Origin of the sequence: Pseudomonas caricapapayae, from assembly GCF_001400735.1 — a bacterium.
GTDB classification, from domain to species: domain Bacteria; phylum Pseudomonadota; class Gammaproteobacteria; order Pseudomonadales; family Pseudomonadaceae; genus Aquipseudomonas; species Aquipseudomonas caricapapayae.
On record NZ_LJPW01000078.1, the window covers coordinates 75,280 to 93,541 of the forward strand.

Annotated in this window: 15 protein-coding genes and 2 pseudogenes; 13 read left to right on the plus strand and 4 right to left on the minus strand. The window is 58.0% G+C overall.

All coding sequences use genetic code 11. The features are described 5' to 3' along the window. Nucleotides 1–73 precede the first annotated feature (73 nt). The 7 genes and pseudogenes from ALO80_RS11960 to ALO80_RS11990 all read left to right on the plus strand — a co-directional run bounded on the left by ALO80_RS11960 (nucleotide 74) and on the right by ALO80_RS11990 (nucleotide 6,197). Nucleotides 74–265 carry a hypothetical protein gene (locus ALO80_RS11960; RefSeq protein ID WP_055009160.1) on the plus strand — a complete coding sequence of 64 codons (192 nt, stop codon included), beginning with the start codon at nucleotides 74–76 and terminating at the stop codon, nucleotides 263–265. A gap of 147 nt (nucleotides 266–412) precedes the next feature. Further along, nucleotides 413–607, plus strand: a pseudogene (locus tag ALO80_RS29465) (tlde1 domain-containing protein); the annotation flags it as partial. A gap of 25 nt (nucleotides 608–632) precedes the next feature. Then, entirely contained in the window at nucleotides 633–902 is a 270-nt protein-coding gene (locus tag ALO80_RS11965) for a hypothetical protein (protein WP_055009161.1), read from the plus strand. A 122-nt stretch (nucleotides 903–1,024) separates the two neighbouring features. Continuing rightward, nucleotides 1,025–2,116 (plus strand): SMP-30/gluconolactonase/LRE family protein, encoded by a 1,092-nt coding sequence (locus ALO80_RS11970; protein ID WP_055009162.1) that lies wholly within the window; start codon nucleotides 1,025–1,027, stop codon nucleotides 2,114–2,116. 109 nt (nucleotides 2,117–2,225) lie between these two features. After that, nucleotides 2,226–3,062: a DUF1206 domain-containing protein gene (locus ALO80_RS11975; protein WP_055009163.1), complete on the plus strand. Its 837-nt coding sequence runs from the start codon at nucleotides 2,226–2,228 to the stop codon at nucleotides 3,060–3,062. Between the two features lie 211 nt (nucleotides 3,063–3,273). After that, nucleotides 3,274–5,259, plus strand: a complete 1,986-nt coding sequence (locus ALO80_RS11985; RefSeq protein ID WP_055009165.1) for a methyl-accepting chemotaxis protein — start codon at nucleotides 3,274–3,276, stop codon at nucleotides 5,257–5,259. 17 nt (nucleotides 5,260–5,276) lie between these two features. Further along, on the plus strand, nucleotides 5,277–6,197 hold the full coding sequence (locus ALO80_RS11990; protein WP_055009166.1) for a substrate-binding domain-containing protein: 921 nt from the start codon (nucleotides 5,277–5,279) through the stop codon (nucleotides 6,195–6,197). 70 nt (nucleotides 6,198–6,267) lie between these two features. On the opposite strand, the gene ALO80_RS11995 is transcribed toward ALO80_RS11990, so the two are convergent. Beyond that, nucleotides 6,268–7,212, minus strand: a complete 945-nt coding sequence (locus tag ALO80_RS11995) for a DNA/RNA non-specific endonuclease (protein WP_055009196.1) — start codon at nucleotides 7,210–7,212, stop codon at nucleotides 6,268–6,270. Nucleotides 7,213–7,421: 209 nt separating this feature from the next. Here ALO80_RS11995 and ALO80_RS12000 point away from each other — a divergent pair, with 209 nt between their 5' ends. From ALO80_RS12000 to ALO80_RS12010, 3 genes are all read left to right on the plus strand, one after another. Next, entirely contained in the window at nucleotides 7,422–9,035 is a 1,614-nt protein-coding gene (locus tag ALO80_RS12000; protein ID WP_055009167.1) for a methyl-accepting chemotaxis protein, read from the plus strand. Nucleotides 9,036–9,202: 167 nt separating this feature from the next. After that, the gene (locus tag ALO80_RS12005; protein WP_055009168.1) at nucleotides 9,203–10,999 is read left to right on the plus strand and encodes a methyl-accepting chemotaxis protein; all 1,797 of its coding nucleotides are present in this window, start codon (nucleotides 9,203–9,205) and stop codon (nucleotides 10,997–10,999) included. 147 nt (nucleotides 11,000–11,146) lie between these two features. Continuing rightward, complete coding sequence (locus tag ALO80_RS12010; RefSeq protein ID WP_055009197.1) at nucleotides 11,147–11,458, plus strand: DUF6482 family protein; 312 nt, start codon at nucleotides 11,147–11,149, stop codon at nucleotides 11,456–11,458. Between the two features lie 7 nt (nucleotides 11,459–11,465). On the opposite strand, the gene ALO80_RS12015 is transcribed toward ALO80_RS12010, so the two are convergent. The 3 genes from ALO80_RS12015 to ALO80_RS12025 form a co-directional block, all read right to left on the minus strand. Further along, nucleotides 11,466–11,864 carry a RidA family protein gene (locus tag ALO80_RS12015; RefSeq protein WP_055009169.1) on the minus strand — a complete coding sequence of 133 codons (399 nt, stop codon included), beginning with the start codon at nucleotides 11,862–11,864 and terminating at the stop codon, nucleotides 11,466–11,468. A gap of 71 nt (nucleotides 11,865–11,935) precedes the next feature. Further along, the gene (locus ALO80_RS12020) at nucleotides 11,936–13,912 is read right to left on the minus strand and encodes a DNA topoisomerase III (RefSeq protein WP_055009170.1); all 1,977 of its coding nucleotides are present in this window, start codon (nucleotides 13,910–13,912) and stop codon (nucleotides 11,936–11,938) included. Between the two features lie 162 nt (nucleotides 13,913–14,074). Beyond that, a complete protein-coding gene (locus ALO80_RS12025; RefSeq protein WP_054985352.1) occupies nucleotides 14,075–14,902 on the minus strand; it encodes an HDOD domain-containing protein in 828 nt (275 codons plus the stop codon). A 333-nt stretch (nucleotides 14,903–15,235) separates the two neighbouring features. On the opposite strand from ALO80_RS12025, the pseudogene ALO80_RS32550 reads away from it, so the two are divergent. The 3 genes and pseudogenes from ALO80_RS32550 to phnC all read left to right on the plus strand — a co-directional run. Beyond that, a pseudogene (locus ALO80_RS32550) lies at nucleotides 15,236–16,267 on the plus strand (HAMP domain-containing protein); the annotation flags it as partial. Between the two features lie 93 nt (nucleotides 16,268–16,360). Then, the gene (locus ALO80_RS32555; protein ID WP_371904939.1) at nucleotides 16,361–17,125 is read left to right on the plus strand and encodes a methyl-accepting chemotaxis protein; all 765 of its coding nucleotides are present in this window, start codon (nucleotides 16,361–16,363) and stop codon (nucleotides 17,123–17,125) included. Nucleotides 17,126–17,424: 299 nt separating this feature from the next. After that, on the plus strand, nucleotides 17,425–18,258 hold the full coding sequence (gene phnC, locus ALO80_RS12035) for a phosphonate ABC transporter ATP-binding protein (RefSeq protein ID WP_055005898.1): 834 nt from the start codon (nucleotides 17,425–17,427) through the stop codon (nucleotides 18,256–18,258). Nucleotides 18,259–18,262: the final 4 nt, after the last annotated feature.

Sequence of the window (18,262 nt, forward strand, 5' to 3'; positions counted from 1 at the left end):
TGTGCTCGGGCAGTAAAGGGGATGGCTGCGCACGATACCTGAATTGTTGGCAGCTTCGCAGTACTGAGCAATCATGATTTTTTTGGATACCGCGATGACAGGTGACTTAACCAGTTCGCGCGCGGCAAGAAAAAAGATGTTTGTATTTAAACTTTTTTTGACGATTATTCTTTCATTATCTTCAGATAAAGATGATGGTTTTGGCGAGGATGCTAATGTGGTCTTGCAATTTATGAGTGAATGCTTGCGAGTCTGGCGCGATTAATAAGTGGTTTTCAAAAGTAAAAAGCTCAGTTGATATAGATTTTTCTCAGTTTTAGATAGGGGGTTGTACTGTGGCGTTTGACACTTGTATGCAGATTGAGGGCATTCCAGGCGAATCTCTTGATGCGATATTTAAAGATTGGATCGAGACAATATAAGGCGAGGCGCGTTTAGGCTCCATCCCGTTGGGCCGCGTGGTATAAGCCAAGGCTGTATCACTCTTAACTCTCAGATTGGATTCGATGAGCTTAAAAAATTTCTTCGCAGTCAACACGGCGAAATTCTTCCGGGGACGAATCTGAAGTACTACGGCGTAATAGATGTTTCTGCTTTTAGTGAATAGTGAAGAGATCTAAATGAAAAAAATAATGAAGCTCATCACGAAGGGTGCGCTAATTTTAGTATTGGCTGCGCTGCTAACTAAATGGCTTGTCGCGTTAGGCCTGATGGGCTGGCTGCTTCAAACTGAAACAGGCCTCGATATGTATGTTTCGGCTGCAAATGCCTTGGGCATAATCGGCGGAGAGGATGGAGAGTTCATGCTTCTTGCCATAATGGTATTGGTGATGCTGGTGCCAGCAACGTTTATTGTATGGGGTGCGGCTAAAACTCTCTGTAGATTCAGAGCAGTACGGTAATAAACACAGAGCATGAGAGCAGAAGGGTTGTCAGAGCCCCGCCTTGACTGGAGATATCTTGTAGGATGCCTTGCGGCCGCGAGGCGGGCGCCATTCCAAAAATAACAACAAGGAGACGCATCATGGATTTCTCACCCCCAACCACCACCGCAGACCAGAGCCGTCGGAGCTTTTTGAAAAAGTCGTTGGCTGTTTCGGCAACGGTCGCGGCCATTGGCTCTCTGCCGCGCCTGTCTATTGCCGAGCCGTTGACCCAGCGTTATCCCGACCCGCTGGTGGGTGTGCTGGATGACAGTTTTCTGGACATACGCATCTTCAATGCCAGCGTTGAAAAGCTCGCCACTGGCATGCGCTGGGCCGAGGGGCCGGTATGGGTGGGGGATGGTCGCTATTTGTTGGTCAGTGATATCCCCAATAATCGCATCATGCGCTGGGACGAGGCATCGGGTGAGCTTTCTGTGTACCGTGAGCATTCGAACTTCTCCAATGGGCTGTGCCGCGATCGTCAGGGCAGGTTGCTTGTGTGTGAGGGGTCAAGCACCAGCAGCGAAGGCCGTCGTGTAACGCGTACCGAGTACAACGGACACATCACCGTGCTGGCCGACAGTTTCGACGGCAAGCCTTTCAACTCCCCCAACGACATCGTCTGCAAGCGTGACGGTTCGATCTGGTTCACCGACCCGACTTTTCAAGCCAACAGCGACTATGAAGGCCGCAAGGTCAAGCAGGAGCAGCCGTTCGGGGTCTATCGAATTGATCCTGAGAACGGCAAGGTCAGTCGGGTCATCGATGACATGGCAGGTCCGAACGGCCTGTGTTTTTCGCCGGACGAGAAAACCCTGTACGTGGTCGAAGGGCGCGCTAAGCCCACTGGGCTCATCTGGGCGGTAGCGGTCAATGAGGACGGCTCGCTTGGGGAGCGTCGCAAGCACGTCGAAGGTCTGGAATACGCGGCTATCGACGGCATCAAATGCGACGAGAGCGGCAACCTTTGGTGTGGCTGGGGTGGCAACGGCAACCCGAAGGCCGACCTGGAGAAACTCGACGGAGTGCGGATATTCAACCCGCAGGGTAAAGCCATCGGCCACATCAGCCTGCCCGAACGCTGCGCCAACATCTGCTTCGGCGGGCGAGAGGGCAATCGTTTATTCATGGCCAGCAGCCATTCGCTGTACTCAGTGTTTGTGAACGCGCGAGGTGCAACGTTTGCCTGAAGAGGCATCAGCCCAGCGGCGGCGCACCACATCACGCGCCGTCAATCGGGTCGAACCCCTGAGGACATGTCGGGTCTGTTCCTGTAATTACTTTCAGGGATGGTTATTTATGTCGGCGCAACGCGGCCTTGTTCTACTTGCACGAGGCGGTTATGCCGCCCGTGGTGTTGTTTATCTGATTATCGGTCTGTTCGCTGTATTGGCGGCGCAGGGTTCATCGCAGCCTGCCGACAGCCACAGCAGCCTTGAAGCCTTGTTGAGCCAGCCATTCGGCAGCGTTCTGGTGGGGGTGGTGATTGTCGGCCTGCTGGCGTTCGCTGCATGGCGTGTGCTGCAGGCTACGCGGGACGTCGATCATCATGGCCGGGAATTCAAAGGTCTGGTGATCCGAGGAGGCCTGTTGGTGGGCGGTTTTACTTACGGGGCATTGGCTTTTTTTGCGCTGGGGCTGCTGGTCAGTGGGCTCAAGAGCTCCGCAAGCTCATCGGGTGGCGGTCAGGCGAAGGACCTGTTGGCCACCATTCTGTCCTGGGATCACTCCAATCTGCTGGTCTACGTGGTGGCACTGGTGCCCCTCGGCCTGGGCATTGTGCACATCATCAAGGGCTATAAGGCGTCGTTCGAGAAGTATTTCGAGGCCGATGAAGACGTCATGAGGTACGTGCGTCCGGTATCACGTTTCGGCCTGATCGCCCGCGGCGTGGCATTCATCGAAGTAGCGGTGTTGCTGGCCGTAAGCGGTTCCAGTTATCAGGCCATGCATCCGCCAGGCATGAAAGACGCGCTCAACGGTTTGCAGGACCTGCCTGCCGGTGGGCTGGTGCTGCTGATCGTGGCGCTGGGTCTGATTGCGTTTTCGGTGTACAGCTTCGCCGAGGCTGCCTGGCGGAAGATCAACATGGATGTGCCCGATGCACCGGAGGCCGTCGCACGTCATTTCCGCTGATTACCAGGCGCAGGTCTGAAGGACTGCATGACTCGTCAGGTCATGCAGTCCTTTTTTATTGACCCCCGGCCGGTAAAGATAGTGTGAACACTGCCTCAAGTCGCCCACGACCCGGCCGACATTCTCTTTTGAGCTCCGATCATTTTCCGGACTGACGTGCTTTGCGCAGGCCCGGATCAGATACGACGCAATAAAAATAAAGAGGATAGCCATGACCATTCTTCAGCGAGTGATCGGTGGGTTTGCTGTGCTGGTTGTACTGTTGCTCGCCATGGCAGGTATCAGCTATCAAAGCACGCATTCCATAAGCGACCGGATCAGCATCATCACCGGGCAGTCGGCCCCCTTGAGCAGAGCGGCGAGCGAGCTTTACGTCCATGTGCTGCGTGCCAACCAGGCATTGCTCGGAATTCTGGTCAGCAATGACCCCAGGCAGATTGACGATGGCAAACAGCCCTTCAACGACAGCATGGCCCGCTTCAATCAGTTGCTGGACAGCACGCCTGCCTTTATCGGCGACCGCGCTGAACTGCGCGACAACCTTAATCAGCAGCGTCAGTTGAGCGCTGCCTACGCCGAGCAGGCACAGAGCCTGATTGCCAGTCATCGACAGCATGTGTTGCAGATGCTCCAGAGCCGGGTATTGCAGGGCTACAGCAGCAGCCAGGGCGCACAACTGACAGGCTATTTGCGTGACTACATTGCCCGCGAGCGCAGCGCGGGTTCGGCTGACAACGTGGCGGCGGGGGAAAAACTGCTGCTGGAAGTCGGTAAATCCTATGAAGGCCTTGCTGCCCATGCGGCAACGCCGGATATCCAGACGTTGCAGCGTGTGCTCAACCTGCAGGACGAAGTCATCAGTACCCGGGCGCGGGAGCTCACGGCGGTGGATCCTCGAGGTGGCCGTATCGCCGGCGTGATGGTCAACCGCCTGCTTAACGACCTTACCGGCAGCGATGGCGTCTATCAGGCCTACAAACAGGAGGCGGCGCTCGCCGAGCAAGTGGGCAAACAGCGCCAGGCGGCAGAAACACGTCTTCAAGCAACCCTGGACAAGATCGGCGAGTTCGGCAACCAGTCACTGGCGGTGGCCAGCGAAGCCAAGGCAGGTGCGGATTCGACCATCGCCACCAGCCTCAGCCTGCTGTTGATCGCCTGCCTCCTCGCCGTGATCGCTGCGGCAGTCATTGGTACCTGGGTCGCGTTCAGTCTGCGGCGTCCACTGGCGGCGTTTCGCGAGGTGCTCAAGACCTTGACCAGCGGCGACATGCGCGTGCGTTTCGATGTCAGCCGTCGCGACGAATTCGGCGAGCTGGGCGGCTATCTCAATGAATTCACCCAGTCGCTGCAACAGACGTTTCGCCAGTTGATCGGCTCCGCCGATACCCTGGCGCTGACTGCCAGCCAGAACGCGCAGATCAGTGAACAGACCACCCGCGTGGTAGACGAGCAGAAAGACCGGCTCAACTCTGCTGCGTCGGCCATGACTGAAATGGAAAGTACCGTGGAAGAAGTCGCCCGTCGGGCTCAGGACACACGCAGCGCGGTGGACAGCACCAGTGAACTGACTGACAAGGTTCAGAAGCGCGTGGCTGAAACCATCGTCAACATCCGCCAGCAGGCCGAACAGGTCAACAAGGCGTCTGCGGTGACCGATGAGCTGCAGAAATACGGGCAAAACATTGACGGCATTGTCGATGCCATTCGCACCATTGCCGAGCAGACCAACCTGCTGGCGCTCAACGCGGCCATCGAAGCGGCGCGTGCAGGCGAGCAGGGCCGGGGGTTTGCGGTGGTGGCCGATGAGGTGCGCTCGCTGGCCAGCCGTACCCAGACCTCAACCAGCGAGATCCAGGAAATGATCGGCCAGATGCAAAACAAGATCCACTCGGCCGTGCAGGTGATGAACGAAAGTCAGATCCAGTCCAGCCACTGCGTGACGCTGGCTTCCGGTGCTGACCAGTTGCTGGTGGAAATGGGTGAAGCGGTGGATACGATTCGCGACATGAATATCCAGATCGCTGCCGCCACAGAGCAGCAAAGCGCGACGGTGCAGGAAACCAGTCGCATGGTCACGCACATCAACGATTCTGCCCAGCAGGCCGCAGACGGTGCCGAACAGTCTGCGAGCAGCAGTCAGGACCTGTCGAAAATGGCCAGGGATCAGCGCGAGCTGCTCCATCATTTCAGCGTTTAACGCCCGGGAGTCAGAACATGAAACAGTGGTTATCGATTTCCCTGAGTGCAAGCCTGCTGGTCGCTGGTCTGGCGCAGGCCGATACGCCTCTGATCGGCGTGGGCATGGCCAAGTACAACGACAATTTTCAAACCATCCTGCGCCACGGCGTCGAGAAGCAAGTGGCGCTGCTGAATGCCGACCTTTTCATGGAAAACGGCCAGGACGATGTAGAGCTGCAGATGCGTCAGTTTCGCAATCTGGTCAATTCAAAAGTCGATGCCATCGTGGTCGCGATGGTGAATGGCAAAAGTGCGCCGGAAATGATGCGCCTGGCCAATGAGGCCAAGGTTGCGCTGGTATTCGTCAACCGCAATCCTGAACCTGCCAAATGGCCTGCGCTGACGGCGTTCGTAGGCTCTGATGAACTGGAGTCCGGCACGTTGCAAATGGAAGAACTGGCTCGCCGTGCCGATTACAAGGGCAACGTGGTGATTCTGGTGGGCGATCCGAGCAACAAATCATCGGTCATGCGCACCGAGGACGTGGAAAAGGTGGTTGCCAAGTACCCGAACATGAAGGTTGTACAGAAGAAAATCGGCAACTGGGAACGCAGTCAGGCCGCGTCCATTGTCATCGACTGGGTCAAACAGGGCGTGGACTTCTCTATCATCGCCGCCAACAACGACGAAATGGCAATTGGCGCGATCATGGGCCTGGAAAAAGCCGGGAAGAATGCCAGGGATTACCTTGTTGGCGGTATCGACGGCACCCCGGACGGTCTGAAATTGATGGCCGAAGGCAAAATGGCAGTGAGCGTGTTTCAGGACGCCGTCGGCCAGGCCAACGGCGCGGTAGACGCCGCGTTGCGCATGGCACGCGGCGAGACCCTGGAGTCTCCGGTTATCTGGGTACCCTTCAAACTCATCACCCCGGAGAATCGCCAGCAGTTCGAATAGGGCGCAGACGCTGTTATCGCTACACCCGGGTCGGCGAGCGTCCACGGTCGTTTCCCGGCAGGCGCGTAACCTAGACCCGGATATCCTGCGGACCGCGGATCTGTGCCTCGATGCGCGTGCCGGTCAGGCGTTCTTCGTTGGAAAAGCCGTCGTAGCTGGCCAGGTCGCCGAAGCGTATGCCGGTAAGCTGTTCGATCTGCAGGACGCTGCGCTGCCAGGTCCTGAGCGGACCGAATATGATCTCCAGCTTACCCAGCTCACGGCTCTGGTCGATCATGTACGCGCTGGCCGAAGGCTTGCCGTCGTCACCAAGAAATGCCACGACTTTCCAGAAGGCGGAAGGGATTTTGACGTTCCGGTAGCTGCGGTCGTCATCGCGCAGCACCGGGCCGCTGAAAACGGTTACCCGGGATTTCCAGCGACGCGTGTTCTCGAGGATGTAGTCCTCAAGTTCCAGCCAGGTCTTCTGGTTGAATGCGGCCATTTGCGGCGAGCAGTTGGTGAAGTGAAAGGTATCGCTGTTGGCTGTTTCGGCTTCCTTGCCCCAGTTAGGGTCCTGACGCCTGACCAGATGGCCCCGATCCAGCAGGTTGTCGGCATACAGGCTCTCACCGATCTGCGCCTCTGCGGGCAGTCTGCCATCAAACGACCATGAATCCTTGCTACGCTTGACTTCGACACTGCTGGAACCATCGATATTGACACCGACATACAGCGCCAGACGCCGACTGCGCGACATGGTGATTGAAAAGTGCGTGTAATCGAGACGATTACCGGCGTTGTCCAGCGGATACACATCAGTCGCCAGTTCTGCGTCGGCTGAGGGCCATGGTACGACGAAGTCACCGAGGAAACTCTCGACATACCCTTTGCGCTTCTGCAATTCGCTCGCCGGCGTAGTACGCGGCGATGCAATGGGCTGCGGTGCAAGCAGTTCTGCCGATGGAACCAGAGGCTTGAGGTCGGCCAGGCGTGGTCGGTAGGCGAGATCGATAGCGGGCTTCTTGTCGGGCACTTTACTGGCTCCTGCGATGGGCTTGAGTTCACTACAGTTCACCATAGCCGCGTTACAGGTCGACGTCAGGTCGATAAACGATCGTTCGCTGACCATGGCGCAGTAAAAAACTGCAAACAGGTTCAAGTAACAGGCCACTGGCGTCGATAAGCTCTGAATAAGAGCATTCCGCAGCTCGCGTTATCTCATTGATCGCAGAGGACATCAGGATGTCGATAAAGCTACGTCTATTGTTGTTGATTGGCACCAGCGTGCTGACGGTTCTGATCATCAGTCTGGTCAACTATGTGGGTAATACCAGGACGGAGACGGCGATGATCGACAGTGAGGTGAGCATGACCGCGCTGCGCAATCATCTGGAGGCCGACATGATGCACGATGCGCTACGTGCGGATGTGTTGTCGGCAATGCTGGTCGGGCTGGGCAAGAGCGATAGCACGCGTGATGAAGTACAGAAATCCCTTGATGAACACGCCGCGCATTTTCGTGCCGTGCTCGGTGATAACCTCAAACTACCCGTTACGGATGACATAAAGGCGGAATTGAACAGGATCAAGCCGAGCCTCGATACCTACATTGCCAGTGGCGAACGTATCGTCGGCCTGGCGCTGGATAATCCCGAGCAAGCGCAACAAGGATTGGGCACATTCAACAGCGCCTTCACTCAGCTTGAAGAACAGATGTCCAGTCTCAGCGAACTGATCGAAGACAACTTCAAGGCAAGCGGCGAGGCGTCCCGGCAAGCGATACGCAGTGCCAATATTGCCCTTGTCGTAGTGCTGGTGGCGAGCATTTTGCTGCTTCTGATCCAGGGGCAATGGGTAACCCGCAGTATCATGATTCCGCTTGCCTCTGCCAGCCGCATTGCCGACAGCATCGCCCACGGCAATCTTGGTGAGCCTATCGCCGAGCCTCGCGGCCGTGACGAGGCAAGCATGCTGATTCGTAGCCTGGCGGTGATGCAGCGTGACTTGCGTGGCATGATTGAAGTCGTGCGCAGCAATGCACATGGCGTCAGTGGCATGAGTCGCCAGCTCAGCAGCGGCTGCCATGAAGTGGCCGACAGCAGTCGCCAGCAGAGTTCGGCAGCGGGCACCATGTCGGCAGCGACCAGCGAGATGACCGCGAGCATCGAAGAAATCACCCGGCACGCCGGGCATGCACTGGAGATGGCCAGTCAGGCCGAGGCACTGGCCAAAAACGGGGGGCGGGTCATTCATCAGGTGGTCAGTGACATGGACAGCATTGCCCGCTCGGCGCAGCTGTCGGCACAGGTTATCCGCACGCTGGACAAGGACTCGGAGGGGATTTTCAATATTATTCAGGTGATCAAGGGCATTGCCGATCAGACCAATCTGCTGGCGCTCAACGCTGCGATCGAAGCTGCCCGCGCCGGCGAACAGGGGCGGGGTTTTGCCGTGGTTGCCGACGAAGTTCGCAGCCTGGCGGGGCGGACAAGCACATCCACTCAGGAAATCACCACGATGGTCGCGCGCATTCAGCAAAGCACCCGAGAAGCGGTGACCAGCATGGAAGCAGGCGTCGCCCAGGTCGACAAGGGGATGGCCGTCACCGCTGAAGTGGAGCGTGCGATCAGCGATATTCTGGAAGCCACGTTGAGTACGACGCAGTTGGTCAATGACATCACTCGCACCATTGGTGAACAAAGCCTGGCCAGCAACGAAATCGCTCATCAGGTGGAGATGATTGCCAGTATGTCCGAGGGTAACAGCCGGGTCATTGGGCAGACTGCCAGCACCACCGACGAACTGTCGGCAATGGCCGTGCAACTGTCGCAATCGGTGGATCGTTTCCGTCTTTGATATCAAATAGCCCCAGCCTGCAGTACTCTCCGGCGCATTCGATCCTCGGTCGAATCGCGACGGAGCCATCACAGGCCTGTATTGGCCGGTTAAACCCTTGAATCCTGGGTGCCGGCAAGCGTTAAATTCTCGCGGATGCGTCATTTTTCACCCCAAGGAGCAGCGGCATGCGGACGTTAAAGGCCTTATACGAGTCAGTCGAAATGCAGTTTTTCGACACACTGACCAAAAAGCTCTCAAGCCTTTTTCTGCTGGCTCTGGTCAGCGCTCTGCTGTACTGGGTGGCGCTGAATATCCGATCCGACATCATGCAGCAATTGCACGCCACGTCGCTGGACGCGGCCGTGCTGGGCAAGGTTCAGGGCCGGCTTGATGTCCTGAGCAATGCCATCCTGCTGAGCACTCTGTTTACGCTGGTGATGGTCGGCTTCATGGTCTGGTACTTCCGCCATTTGATTGTGCGTCCGGTCATGTTCATGACGCGCGCCCTCGAAGAAATTGCTAACGGCGAGGGCGACCTGTCCCGGGACTTGCCATTGCTGACGCACGACGAAATTCGAGTGCTGGCCAGCACCTGCAATCGCTTTCTGGCCAAGCAGCGCGAGGTGATCAGCAGTATTCAGGCGCTGACGGTGCAGATTGCAGTCGAATCGGCACGCTCGCTGAAAAACATCAGTGATTCCAGTGACAGCGCGACCGATCAGGCGCGTTTCGCCAGAGAGGTGATGGACCAGAGCAATATGGCGGTGGGCAGCATCGAGGACGTCTCTCAGCAGACGCAGGGTATTTCGAGTACCACCGCGCAGAACCTGAGTATGGCGCGCGATTCTTATGCCGAATTGTTGGAAGTGACCGGAAACATCAGCCAGATATCCAGCAGCCTTAATGAGTTCGGTGGGCTGGTATCCGGGTTGAATGAGCGTTCATCAAGCATCAAGTCGATTGTCGGGCTCATCCAGCAGATATCCTCGCAGACCAACCTGCTCGCACTGAATGCGGCCATCGAAGCTGCGCGGGCCGGTGAGAGCGGCCGGGGGTTTGCGGTGGTGGCGGATGAAGTGCGCACGCTGGCGCAGAACGTCAGTAAAGCCACTGATGATATCTCCCGGAACATCGACGCAATGCTTCAGGAAGTCAGTTCCACCCACGAGCAGACCATTCAGATCAGCCACAGCGCCCGCGAAACCCAACAGGTGGTGGAACGGGCGTCCGGTCATTTCGAGAGCATGATCGGCGATTTCGAGTCGACCAATGACAAATTGGCCGACATCGCTGCGCATATTCAGCAGTTTGCAACCACCAACACTGGCATCAACGAGCGGGTGACGCGAATTTACTCCGACAGTCAGGCCATCGATCAGCGCATGCAGCACTCCGCCACAGCAACCCGTGATCTGTCGGGTGTGGCCGAGCAGGTTCAGGCATTGCTGGGGCGTTTCGTGCTGGGACATGGCGAGCTGGACGCGGCCATTACCCGTGCGAGTCATTGCCGGGATATCCTGCAGGCGCGGCTGGCGGAACTGCACAAACAAGGCGTCAATCTGTTTGATCAGAGTTACACGCTGATCCCCGGTACTGATCCCAAGCAATACATGACCGGTTACACAGAACGCTTCGCACAAGTCTGCCAGGAAGAATGCGACAAACTGACCAAAGGCACCCGGGGCGGCAAAGTCACCTTTATCGTGGACAACAAAGGTTACTGTCCGGTCAACAACAGTTGGGTGTCGCTGAAACCTACCGGCGACCGTGCCGTCGACTTGCCGGTATGCCGTAACAAACGGATGTTCTCCGACCCGATAGGCTTGCGTGCGGCAGGCAACAAGCAGCGCTTTCTGTTGCAGACCTACCTGCGTGATACCGGCGAGATCATGACCGAAATCGACGTACCGTTCTTTTTTGACGGGCGCCACTGGGGCAACTTGCGGATGGGCTTTGACGCTGCGCTGTTGCTGGGCAGATAAGCCGTGGGGCAAGCAACAGAGCATAAGGGCCTGCGCCTGGCGCGGGCTCACGCTGATTGTCCGGTACGTATTTGAAATAACGGAACGTTCAGGCAGATGAAAACTCCACTTCTACACGGCGCTGATTTTCAGAACGCTACCGGAGGTGTGACTTTGAACATTCAAGACCTGACAAAACATGCAAAGGATAAAACGGTTCGCGAACTCGATCTGATTTCAATGGAGGGCGGCTCATACGTGCTCCACGCGCTGGTGGACGGCAAGTCTGTGCCAGTGGAAGATTCGAGTGGCAATACCCTGCACCTTGCGTCGGTAGAAGAGGCGCGCAAGGTGCTTTCTCCGGTATCGGATGTAAAGCTGTTCATGACCCAGGCCGTGGCCCACGACGAAATGGTCGGGCTGGACGGTGCTCAGGCAGAAGCTTCGCGGCACGAGATCCCGTTGCGTTCCAGCCTTTGATAACGGGTCAGGCGCTGCGCCTGACTGCAACGCACTTGATCTCCAGCAACAGTCCGGGATGTGCCAGCTCGGCAACGCCGATGCAGGTCCATGCGCATTGGCCGCGCGGGAATATACGGTTTTTCACGTCACGAAACACCGCCATGTGTTCACTCATGGCGACATGATAAGTGGTCATGTCGACTATATCGTCGAATGTGCAGCCACCTTCGGCCAATACCGTGCGCAGGTTTTCCCAGCAGGCAATGAACTGCGCCTCCGGGTTGAGGATGACTTCCATTTCTCGTGTGCGTCCCACCTGCCCGGCGCAGTACAGGGTGTCGCCCACCCTGACGGCGGGTGCATAGCCTGCACGGTCCATGATTGATTGCATGGTGGGCGGAATGATGAGCTCTCGGTCTGACATGTTGTAACACCTGTTTGTAACGCTTGAGTGTGTAGCCATTTGCTTGTTCGTGAGCCCGCGGCTGCTCCGGCCTACGTTTTGGCGGCGGGTTTGGCAGTTCGTCGCGGTTTTTTCGCTGCAGTGCCCGCTGCAGCAGTGGACGACGTGGCACTGCGCTTTGCAGTCTTGCGTTTTTTCTTCCACGGCGGCGCAACGCCTGCCGGGCTGGCCGGACCGCTGATGGTCATGCGCATGCCGACGCAGCGGCTGACCTGTTTGCTCATCCATGCCGCCTGTTTGGCGACAAACGCTTCAAGGCTCATTTCGCCGCTTTGTACCATGTCCAGAGCCTGCTCCCAGATCGCCGTGGTACCAGGGTCGGCGATGGCGCGCGGCACAGCGTCGATAAGACTGAACGCTGCCGGTGTCGCGCACAGAGCCTTGCCTTGCCGGGTCAGGTAGCCACGATCAAGCAGGCCCTGAATGATTCCGGCGCGGGTGGCTTCGGTGCCGATACCGGTGGTGTCCTTGAGTTTTTGCTTGAGCAGCGGGTCCTCCACCAGCCTGGCGACGTTCTTCATCGCCTTGATCAGGTCGCCTTCGGTAAAGGGTTTGGGGGGTTGGGTCCACAGGTCTTTGAGGATGACGTCGTCAACAGCACACTCACAACCCTGAAACAACGCAGGTAATGGTTGCGGGGCAGGTGCTTCGCGTCCCTTGGCCGGTGCCAGTGCCTCGGGCATGGCCCGCTTCCAGCCGGGTTCGACGATCTGCTTGCCAACCGCACGAAGCGGATGGCCTGCGCAGTCGAAATCCGCCTGGGTGCGGTCGTATTCGTGGTTGGGCAGAAACTGGGCCAGATAGCGCGCTCTGATCAGGGTGTATACCGCTCGGGGTTTGCCGGTCAGGCGCTCGACGCCACGTATGGCAGCCGTGGGAATGATGCCGTGGTGAGCAGTCACTTTGCTGTCGTTCCAGGCCCGTGACCGGCGTTGCGGATCAAGGTGTGGTGACAGGCTGGCCAGCGTCGGGTCTGCCTTGCACATCGCTGCGATGATACCCGCAGCTTCGCCATGCTGACTGTCTGGCAGGTAGCCGCAATCGCTGCGCGGGTAAGTGATGACCTTGTGGGTTTCATACAGCGACTGGGCTATATCAAGGGTTTCCTGCGCACCGAGCCCGAGCTTTTTCGAGCAGATTTCCTGCAGAGTGCCCAGATCGAACGGCAGCGGCGCTGCTTCGCGAATCCGCTCGGTGCGCAGCTTGATCAGTCGTGCACTCGCAGCATTGCGCATCGCTTCGGCTGCATGATGCGCCAGCGGCTGGTTCAGGCAGCGATCCTGATCGTCACAGGCGTCCGATGGGGCGCGCCATTGAGCGATAAATGCCTGATCGTCAGACAGCAATCTGACGTCAATCGCCCAGTAGGGCACCGGTACGAAGTCGGCAATGCTCCGATCACGGTCCACCACCAGCCGCAATGTCGGGGTTTGTACCCGACCCACCGGCAGCACGCCCTGATAACCCGATTGACGACCCAGCAGGGTAAACAGACGGCTCATGTTCATGCCGATCAGCCAGTCGGCGCGGGATCGACCCAATGCCGAGTGGTACAGGCTGAACGTGTCGGCACCGGGTTTGAGCGCTGCCAGCGCCTTGCGGATGGAGGCGTCATCCAGTGCCGACAACCACAAACGCTGAATCGGCCCGCGATAGCGGCAATGGTCGAGCAATTCGCGGGCGATCATTTCGCCTTCGCGGTCGGCGTCGGTGGCAATCACCAGTTCCCGGGCTTCGCCCAGCAACCGTTTGACCGCCTTGAACTGGCTGGCGGTCTTTGGCTTGACGAGCATCTTCCACTTTTCCGGAACGATGGGCAGGTCTTCCAGCACCCAACGCTTGTAACGCGCATCGTAGGCGTCGGGCGGGGCTGTCTCCAGCAGATGGCCAATGCACCAGGTCACGGTGGCATTGGGGCCTACCCAGCAGCCATCGCCACGACGGGTTGCGCCGAGCGCAGCCGCAATATCTTTGGCCTGAGAAGGTTTTTCGCAGAGAAACAGCCGCATGACTACCGTCGTCGATTACCGGTGCAAGGGCTGCAAGGATGAACGTTGAATGCGCTACGAGCAAGTTTTATCTGTATGGATATACAGATGTCCGGGGTTGCGGTCATGGGGTGAAACGCTCACGCCATGACCGCGCTTACCCTCCGCGAAGAGCGCGTCGGCTCAGCTCAACAGGTCGGAGAACGCTTTGTCGGCCTCCAGCACAGCCGGCAGCCCGGCAAACAGTGCGTCCAGATCGATGCCTTCCATTAGCGGTCCGCCGCAAGCCTGTTGCGCTTGCGGGGTCGCGCCGCCGTGTGCTTCCAGCGCATCGGAGAGGGTGATGGCCTGAGCGACGATCCTGGGCAGCGGTGCGTCAGCCGGAGCCTTCAGCGGTGTGGCCTGGTAGGCGATGGCCTGCTGGATCACCTGGGGCAGATGCCAGCGGCTGGCCAGCTCCGCACCGACTTCCGGGTAGCTGAAACCCAGTTGCAGGGTTTCATTGGCTGCACGTCCCGGCGTCCCGGCCCTGGCGGCATTGTTCAGGCGCTCCGCCACTTCAGGAGCGCCGGTCTGGATCAGCAGCTCACCGATGTTGTGCATCACCCCGCAGGTAAAAGCGATTTCAGGATCGACGCCGGTCTGTTTCGCGAGCATCCGGCAGATCCCCGCAACCTGAAAGCTTTTCAGCCAGAACCCCTTGAGGTCAAAACTGGGCCCTGCCTTGAATGCTCCGGTTACGGCCGAGGCCATTACCAGCGTACGCAGGGTATTGAAACCCAGGCGCATGGCCGCGTCTTCGATACTTGACGACTCGCGCGAGCCGCGAAACCGCGCCGAGTTGGCCAGACGCAATACCTTGGCGGCGATCACCGGGTCTTTCTCTATGTTACGGGCGATGCTTTCCAGGTTGGAGGAGGGATTGTCAAATTGCAGCATCAGGTCCTGAGCCACTTTGGGAATACTCGGGAGACTGTGCAAATCGTCAAAAAGCTTTTCGATACTCAGCATGGCAAGACCGTCCTCTGCATGGCGGGGATGAATTCAACCATAGCCAGTTTTTCCCGCTCTGCACGTTTCGCTTTCGAGAGTGGGAGACAGGTCTCGGCGCACTCCGAAAAAAATAATCAAGGACTGGTCAGTCGCGGCCGATATGGCGATACAAGCGCCTCTGTGGGTTTCGAGACCCGGACCTGCCTGATCATCGACTCCGCTGGCGGGTATGTATCGGCTCCGGTTGCTGAACGGCCTGCAGGGGTAACGTGAAAAGGACGGCACAGTTGTGAAGTTTGATTGACGATCCAGAGATCGTCCTTATTGGTTTTTGCCGTGGAAGTAACCGCTATGAAAAGTCTGGGTTTCAGCAAGAAGATCCTTCTCGCCGCTGCATTGATTGTGGTTGTCGCCTTCAGTGTGTTTATTGTCATAAACGACTATCGACAACGTCAGTCGCTTAAATCCAGCGTCAGGTCCGAGCTGTTGCAGCTGGGTACATTGACCACGCAGAATATTCAAACCTGGCTGGAGAGCCGCATTCAACTGCTGCAGTCGATGTCTCAGCAAGTTGCTGTGGACGGCAAGGAACTGCCGCAACTGCAGCGCGCCATTGGCCTGCCGACGTACAGCGAAAACTTCCAGCTGAGCTATTTCGGCAGCACTGAAGGCGTCATGTTTTCAGTACCGGCCGGCAATCGCCCGGCTGACTACGACCCGCGTGCACGCGGCTGGTACAAGGCCGCCCAGAACGCGCCTGGCACAATTGTTACCGAGCCGTACATTGCAGCGTCGTCCGGCAAGCTGGTCATGACCATTGCCACTCCGGTCAAAATCCAGAACCAGTTCGCCGGTGTCGCCGGTGCCGATATATCCCTGGACAGCGTCAGCAAAATCATCAACTCCCTGAACTTCGATGGGCATGGTTACGCGTTTCTGGTCAGCGCCGAAGGCAAAATTCTGGTGCACCCGGACAGTAAGCTGGTGCTCAAGAACATCAACGAAGCTTATCCGGTCAATACACCGAAGATCGCCACTGGCGTAACGGAAATCGATTCTGGCAAAAAGCCCGAGATCATTTCCTTCACACCGGTTCAAGGCGTGTCAACTGCCAACTGGTACGTTGCGCTGGTACTGGAGCAGGATTCCGCTTATTCGATGCTTGCAGAGTTCCGTGCCTCGGCGATTACCGCGATGGTGGTTGTGGTGATGGTTATCATCCTGCTGCTGGGCCTGTTGATCCGGGTTCTGATGCAGCCACTGCACCAGATGGGTCGTGCAATGCGTGATATCGCCGATGGCGAGGGCGACCTGACCAAGCGTCTGGCAATCACCTCGCAGGATGAGTTCGGCGCACTGGCGCAATCGTTCAACCATTTTGTCGAACGTATCCACACATCGATTCGAGAAGTCGCCTCTACTGCCGCGCAACTGGGGGAAGTGGCCACACGGGTGGTCAGGGTCTCCAACGCGTCGATGGACAACTCCGACCAACAGGCCCATCGCACTGAAAGTGTTGCAGCTGCAATCAACGAGCTGGGCGCTGCGGCACAGGAAATCGCGCAGAACGCCGCGCGTACGTCGCAGCAGTCCAGCGATGCCAGCGGCCTGGCCAGTGACGGCCAAGGCGTGGTGCAGCAGACCATCAAGGCCATGAACGAGTTGTCCGGCAAGATCAGTGAGTCCTGCGTTAACATCGAGAGCCTGAATGGCAAGACCGCCAACATCGGGCAGATTCTCGAAGTGATTACCAGTATCTCCCAGCAGACCAACCTGCTGGCGCTCAACGCTGCCATCGAAGCGGCGCGGGCCGGTGAAGCAGGGCGCGGATTTGCCGTGGTGGCTGACGAGGTGCGCAATCTGGCACACCGCACCCAGGATTCAGCCCAGCAAGTGCAGACCATGATTGAAGAGCTGCAGGTCGGCGCCCGCGAGGCGGTGACCAACATGACCGAAAGCCAGCGTCAGAGCGAGGACAGTGTAGGCATCGCCAACCTGGCCGGTGAGCGCCTGGGCAGCGTGACCCGCCGCATCGAAGAGATCAACGGCATGAACCAGTCGGTAGCCGCTGCAACAGAAGAGCAGACCTCGGTGGTGGAGTCCATCAACGTCGACATCACCCACATCAACACCCTCAACCAACTGGGTGTCGACAACCTGCGCCAGACCCTGGAAGCCTGCAACTCGCTGGAAGAGCAGGCCGCCCGCCTGCAGCAACTGGTCGGCAGCTTCCGGATCTGATCCAGCCTGTCTCTGCGCCGCTCTGCTGTTCTGGGGGCGGACGCCTGGACACCTCTCGTAGCGCACGTTGCATGCATCAGTATCGAGATGGGTATCGTGCCAACTTCGGCGGTGGGACCCTTGGCGCGCGTTGGCATGCAGTTTGTGACGCCCTGCGTCATCTCTACGCTGCAACACCTTCTGCGACAAACTGTTATCACCTCGTCACTCACGGTTCATGAGGCTGCAACAACACAGGTTCAACTTGGTTGACAACCGAATACGACCTGTCCCGGGTCGTACGCAGACCGAGAAGCCTCATGAACGAAGCCATTCATGTACAAGGCCTGAACAAGACCTTTTCACATAAAGGGGCGTTGATTGATCTCGCGTTGTCTATACAACCCGGTGAAATGGTTGCGCTGATTGGTGCTTCCGGCTCCGGCAAGTCAACCTTGCTGCGGCATCTGGCAGGTCTTGCGTGCTGTGATCGCAGCAATGGCGGCCAGGTCAAGGTACTGGGTCGCGAGGTTCAGTCTTCCGGTCGCCTGAACAGCCAGGTGCGGCGTCTGCGGGCCGATATTGGCTATATCTTCCAGCAATTCAATCTGGTCAATCGCCTCAGCGTGCTGGACAACGTCCTGCTCGGTTGTCTGGGACGGATGCCGCGCTGGCGTGGCAGTCTGGCGTTGTTCAATCGCGAGGAGAAACAGCGCGCAATGGCCGCGCTGGACCGGGTAGGGCTGGTGGATCTTGCCGCTCAGCGGGCTTCGACCTTGTCCGGTGGCCAGCAGCAACGCGTGGCGATCGCCCGTGCCTTGACCCAGCGCGCCGAAGTGATCCTGGCAGACGAACCGATTGCCTCGCTGGACCCCGAATCGGCCCGCCGGGTCATGGAAATTCTTGCCGACATCAATCGCCGCGACGGCAAGACCGTCGTCGTCACCCTGCATCAGGTGGATTACGCCGTGCGCTATTGCCCACGTGCTGTGGCTCTCAAGGGAGGGCGGATACATTTTGATGGCCAGGCAGAGGATCTCAGCAAACAGTTCCTCAATGACCTTTACGGCGCAGACGCTGACGCGAGCCTGATGATCACCGAGCGAAGCCGTCGTGTTCGCCACAAGCCACGCCTGGAGCTGGCTAAAGTCTGAAGTT

Excerpts from the sequence above, each read along its gene's own strand:
- ALO80_RS11990 (WP_055009166.1), top strand. The coding sequence starts at position 5,277 with ATGAAACAGTGGTTATCGATTTCCCTGAGTGCAAGCCTGCTGGTCGCT.
- ALO80_RS12005 (WP_055009168.1), top strand. The coding sequence starts at position 9,203 with ATGCGGACGTTAAAGGCCTTATACGAGTCAGTCGAAATGCAGTTTTTC.
- ALO80_RS11985 (WP_055009165.1), top strand. The coding sequence starts at position 3,274 with ATGACCATTCTTCAGCGAGTGATCGGTGGGTTTGCTGTGCTGGTTGTA.
- ALO80_RS12015 (WP_055009169.1), bottom strand. The coding sequence starts at position 11,864 with ATGTCAGACCGAGAGCTCATCATTCCGCCCACCATGCAATCAATCATG.
- phnC (WP_055005898.1), top strand. The coding sequence starts at position 17,425 with ATGAACGAAGCCATTCATGTACAAGGCCTGAACAAGACCTTTTCACAT.
- ALO80_RS32555 (WP_371904939.1), top strand. The coding sequence starts at position 16,361 with ATGGACAACTCCGACCAACAGGCCCATCGCACTGAAAGTGTTGCAGCT.
- ALO80_RS11960 (WP_055009160.1), top strand. The coding sequence starts at position 74 with ATGATTTTTTTGGATACCGCGATGACAGGTGACTTAACCAGTTCGCGC.
- ALO80_RS11970 (WP_055009162.1), top strand. The coding sequence starts at position 1,025 with ATGGATTTCTCACCCCCAACCACCACCGCAGACCAGAGCCGTCGGAGC.
- ALO80_RS11965 (WP_055009161.1), top strand. The coding sequence starts at position 633 with ATGAAGCTCATCACGAAGGGTGCGCTAATTTTAGTATTGGCTGCGCTG.
- ALO80_RS11975 (WP_055009163.1), top strand. The coding sequence starts at position 2,226 with ATGTCGGCGCAACGCGGCCTTGTTCTACTTGCACGAGGCGGTTATGCC.
- ALO80_RS12020 (WP_055009170.1), bottom strand. The coding sequence starts at position 13,912 with ATGCGGCTGTTTCTCTGCGAAAAACCTTCTCAGGCCAAAGATATTGCG.
- ALO80_RS12025 (WP_054985352.1), bottom strand. The coding sequence starts at position 14,902 with ATGCTGAGTATCGAAAAGCTTTTTGACGATTTGCACAGTCTCCCGAGT.
- ALO80_RS12000 (WP_055009167.1), top strand. The coding sequence starts at position 7,422 with ATGTCGATAAAGCTACGTCTATTGTTGTTGATTGGCACCAGCGTGCTG.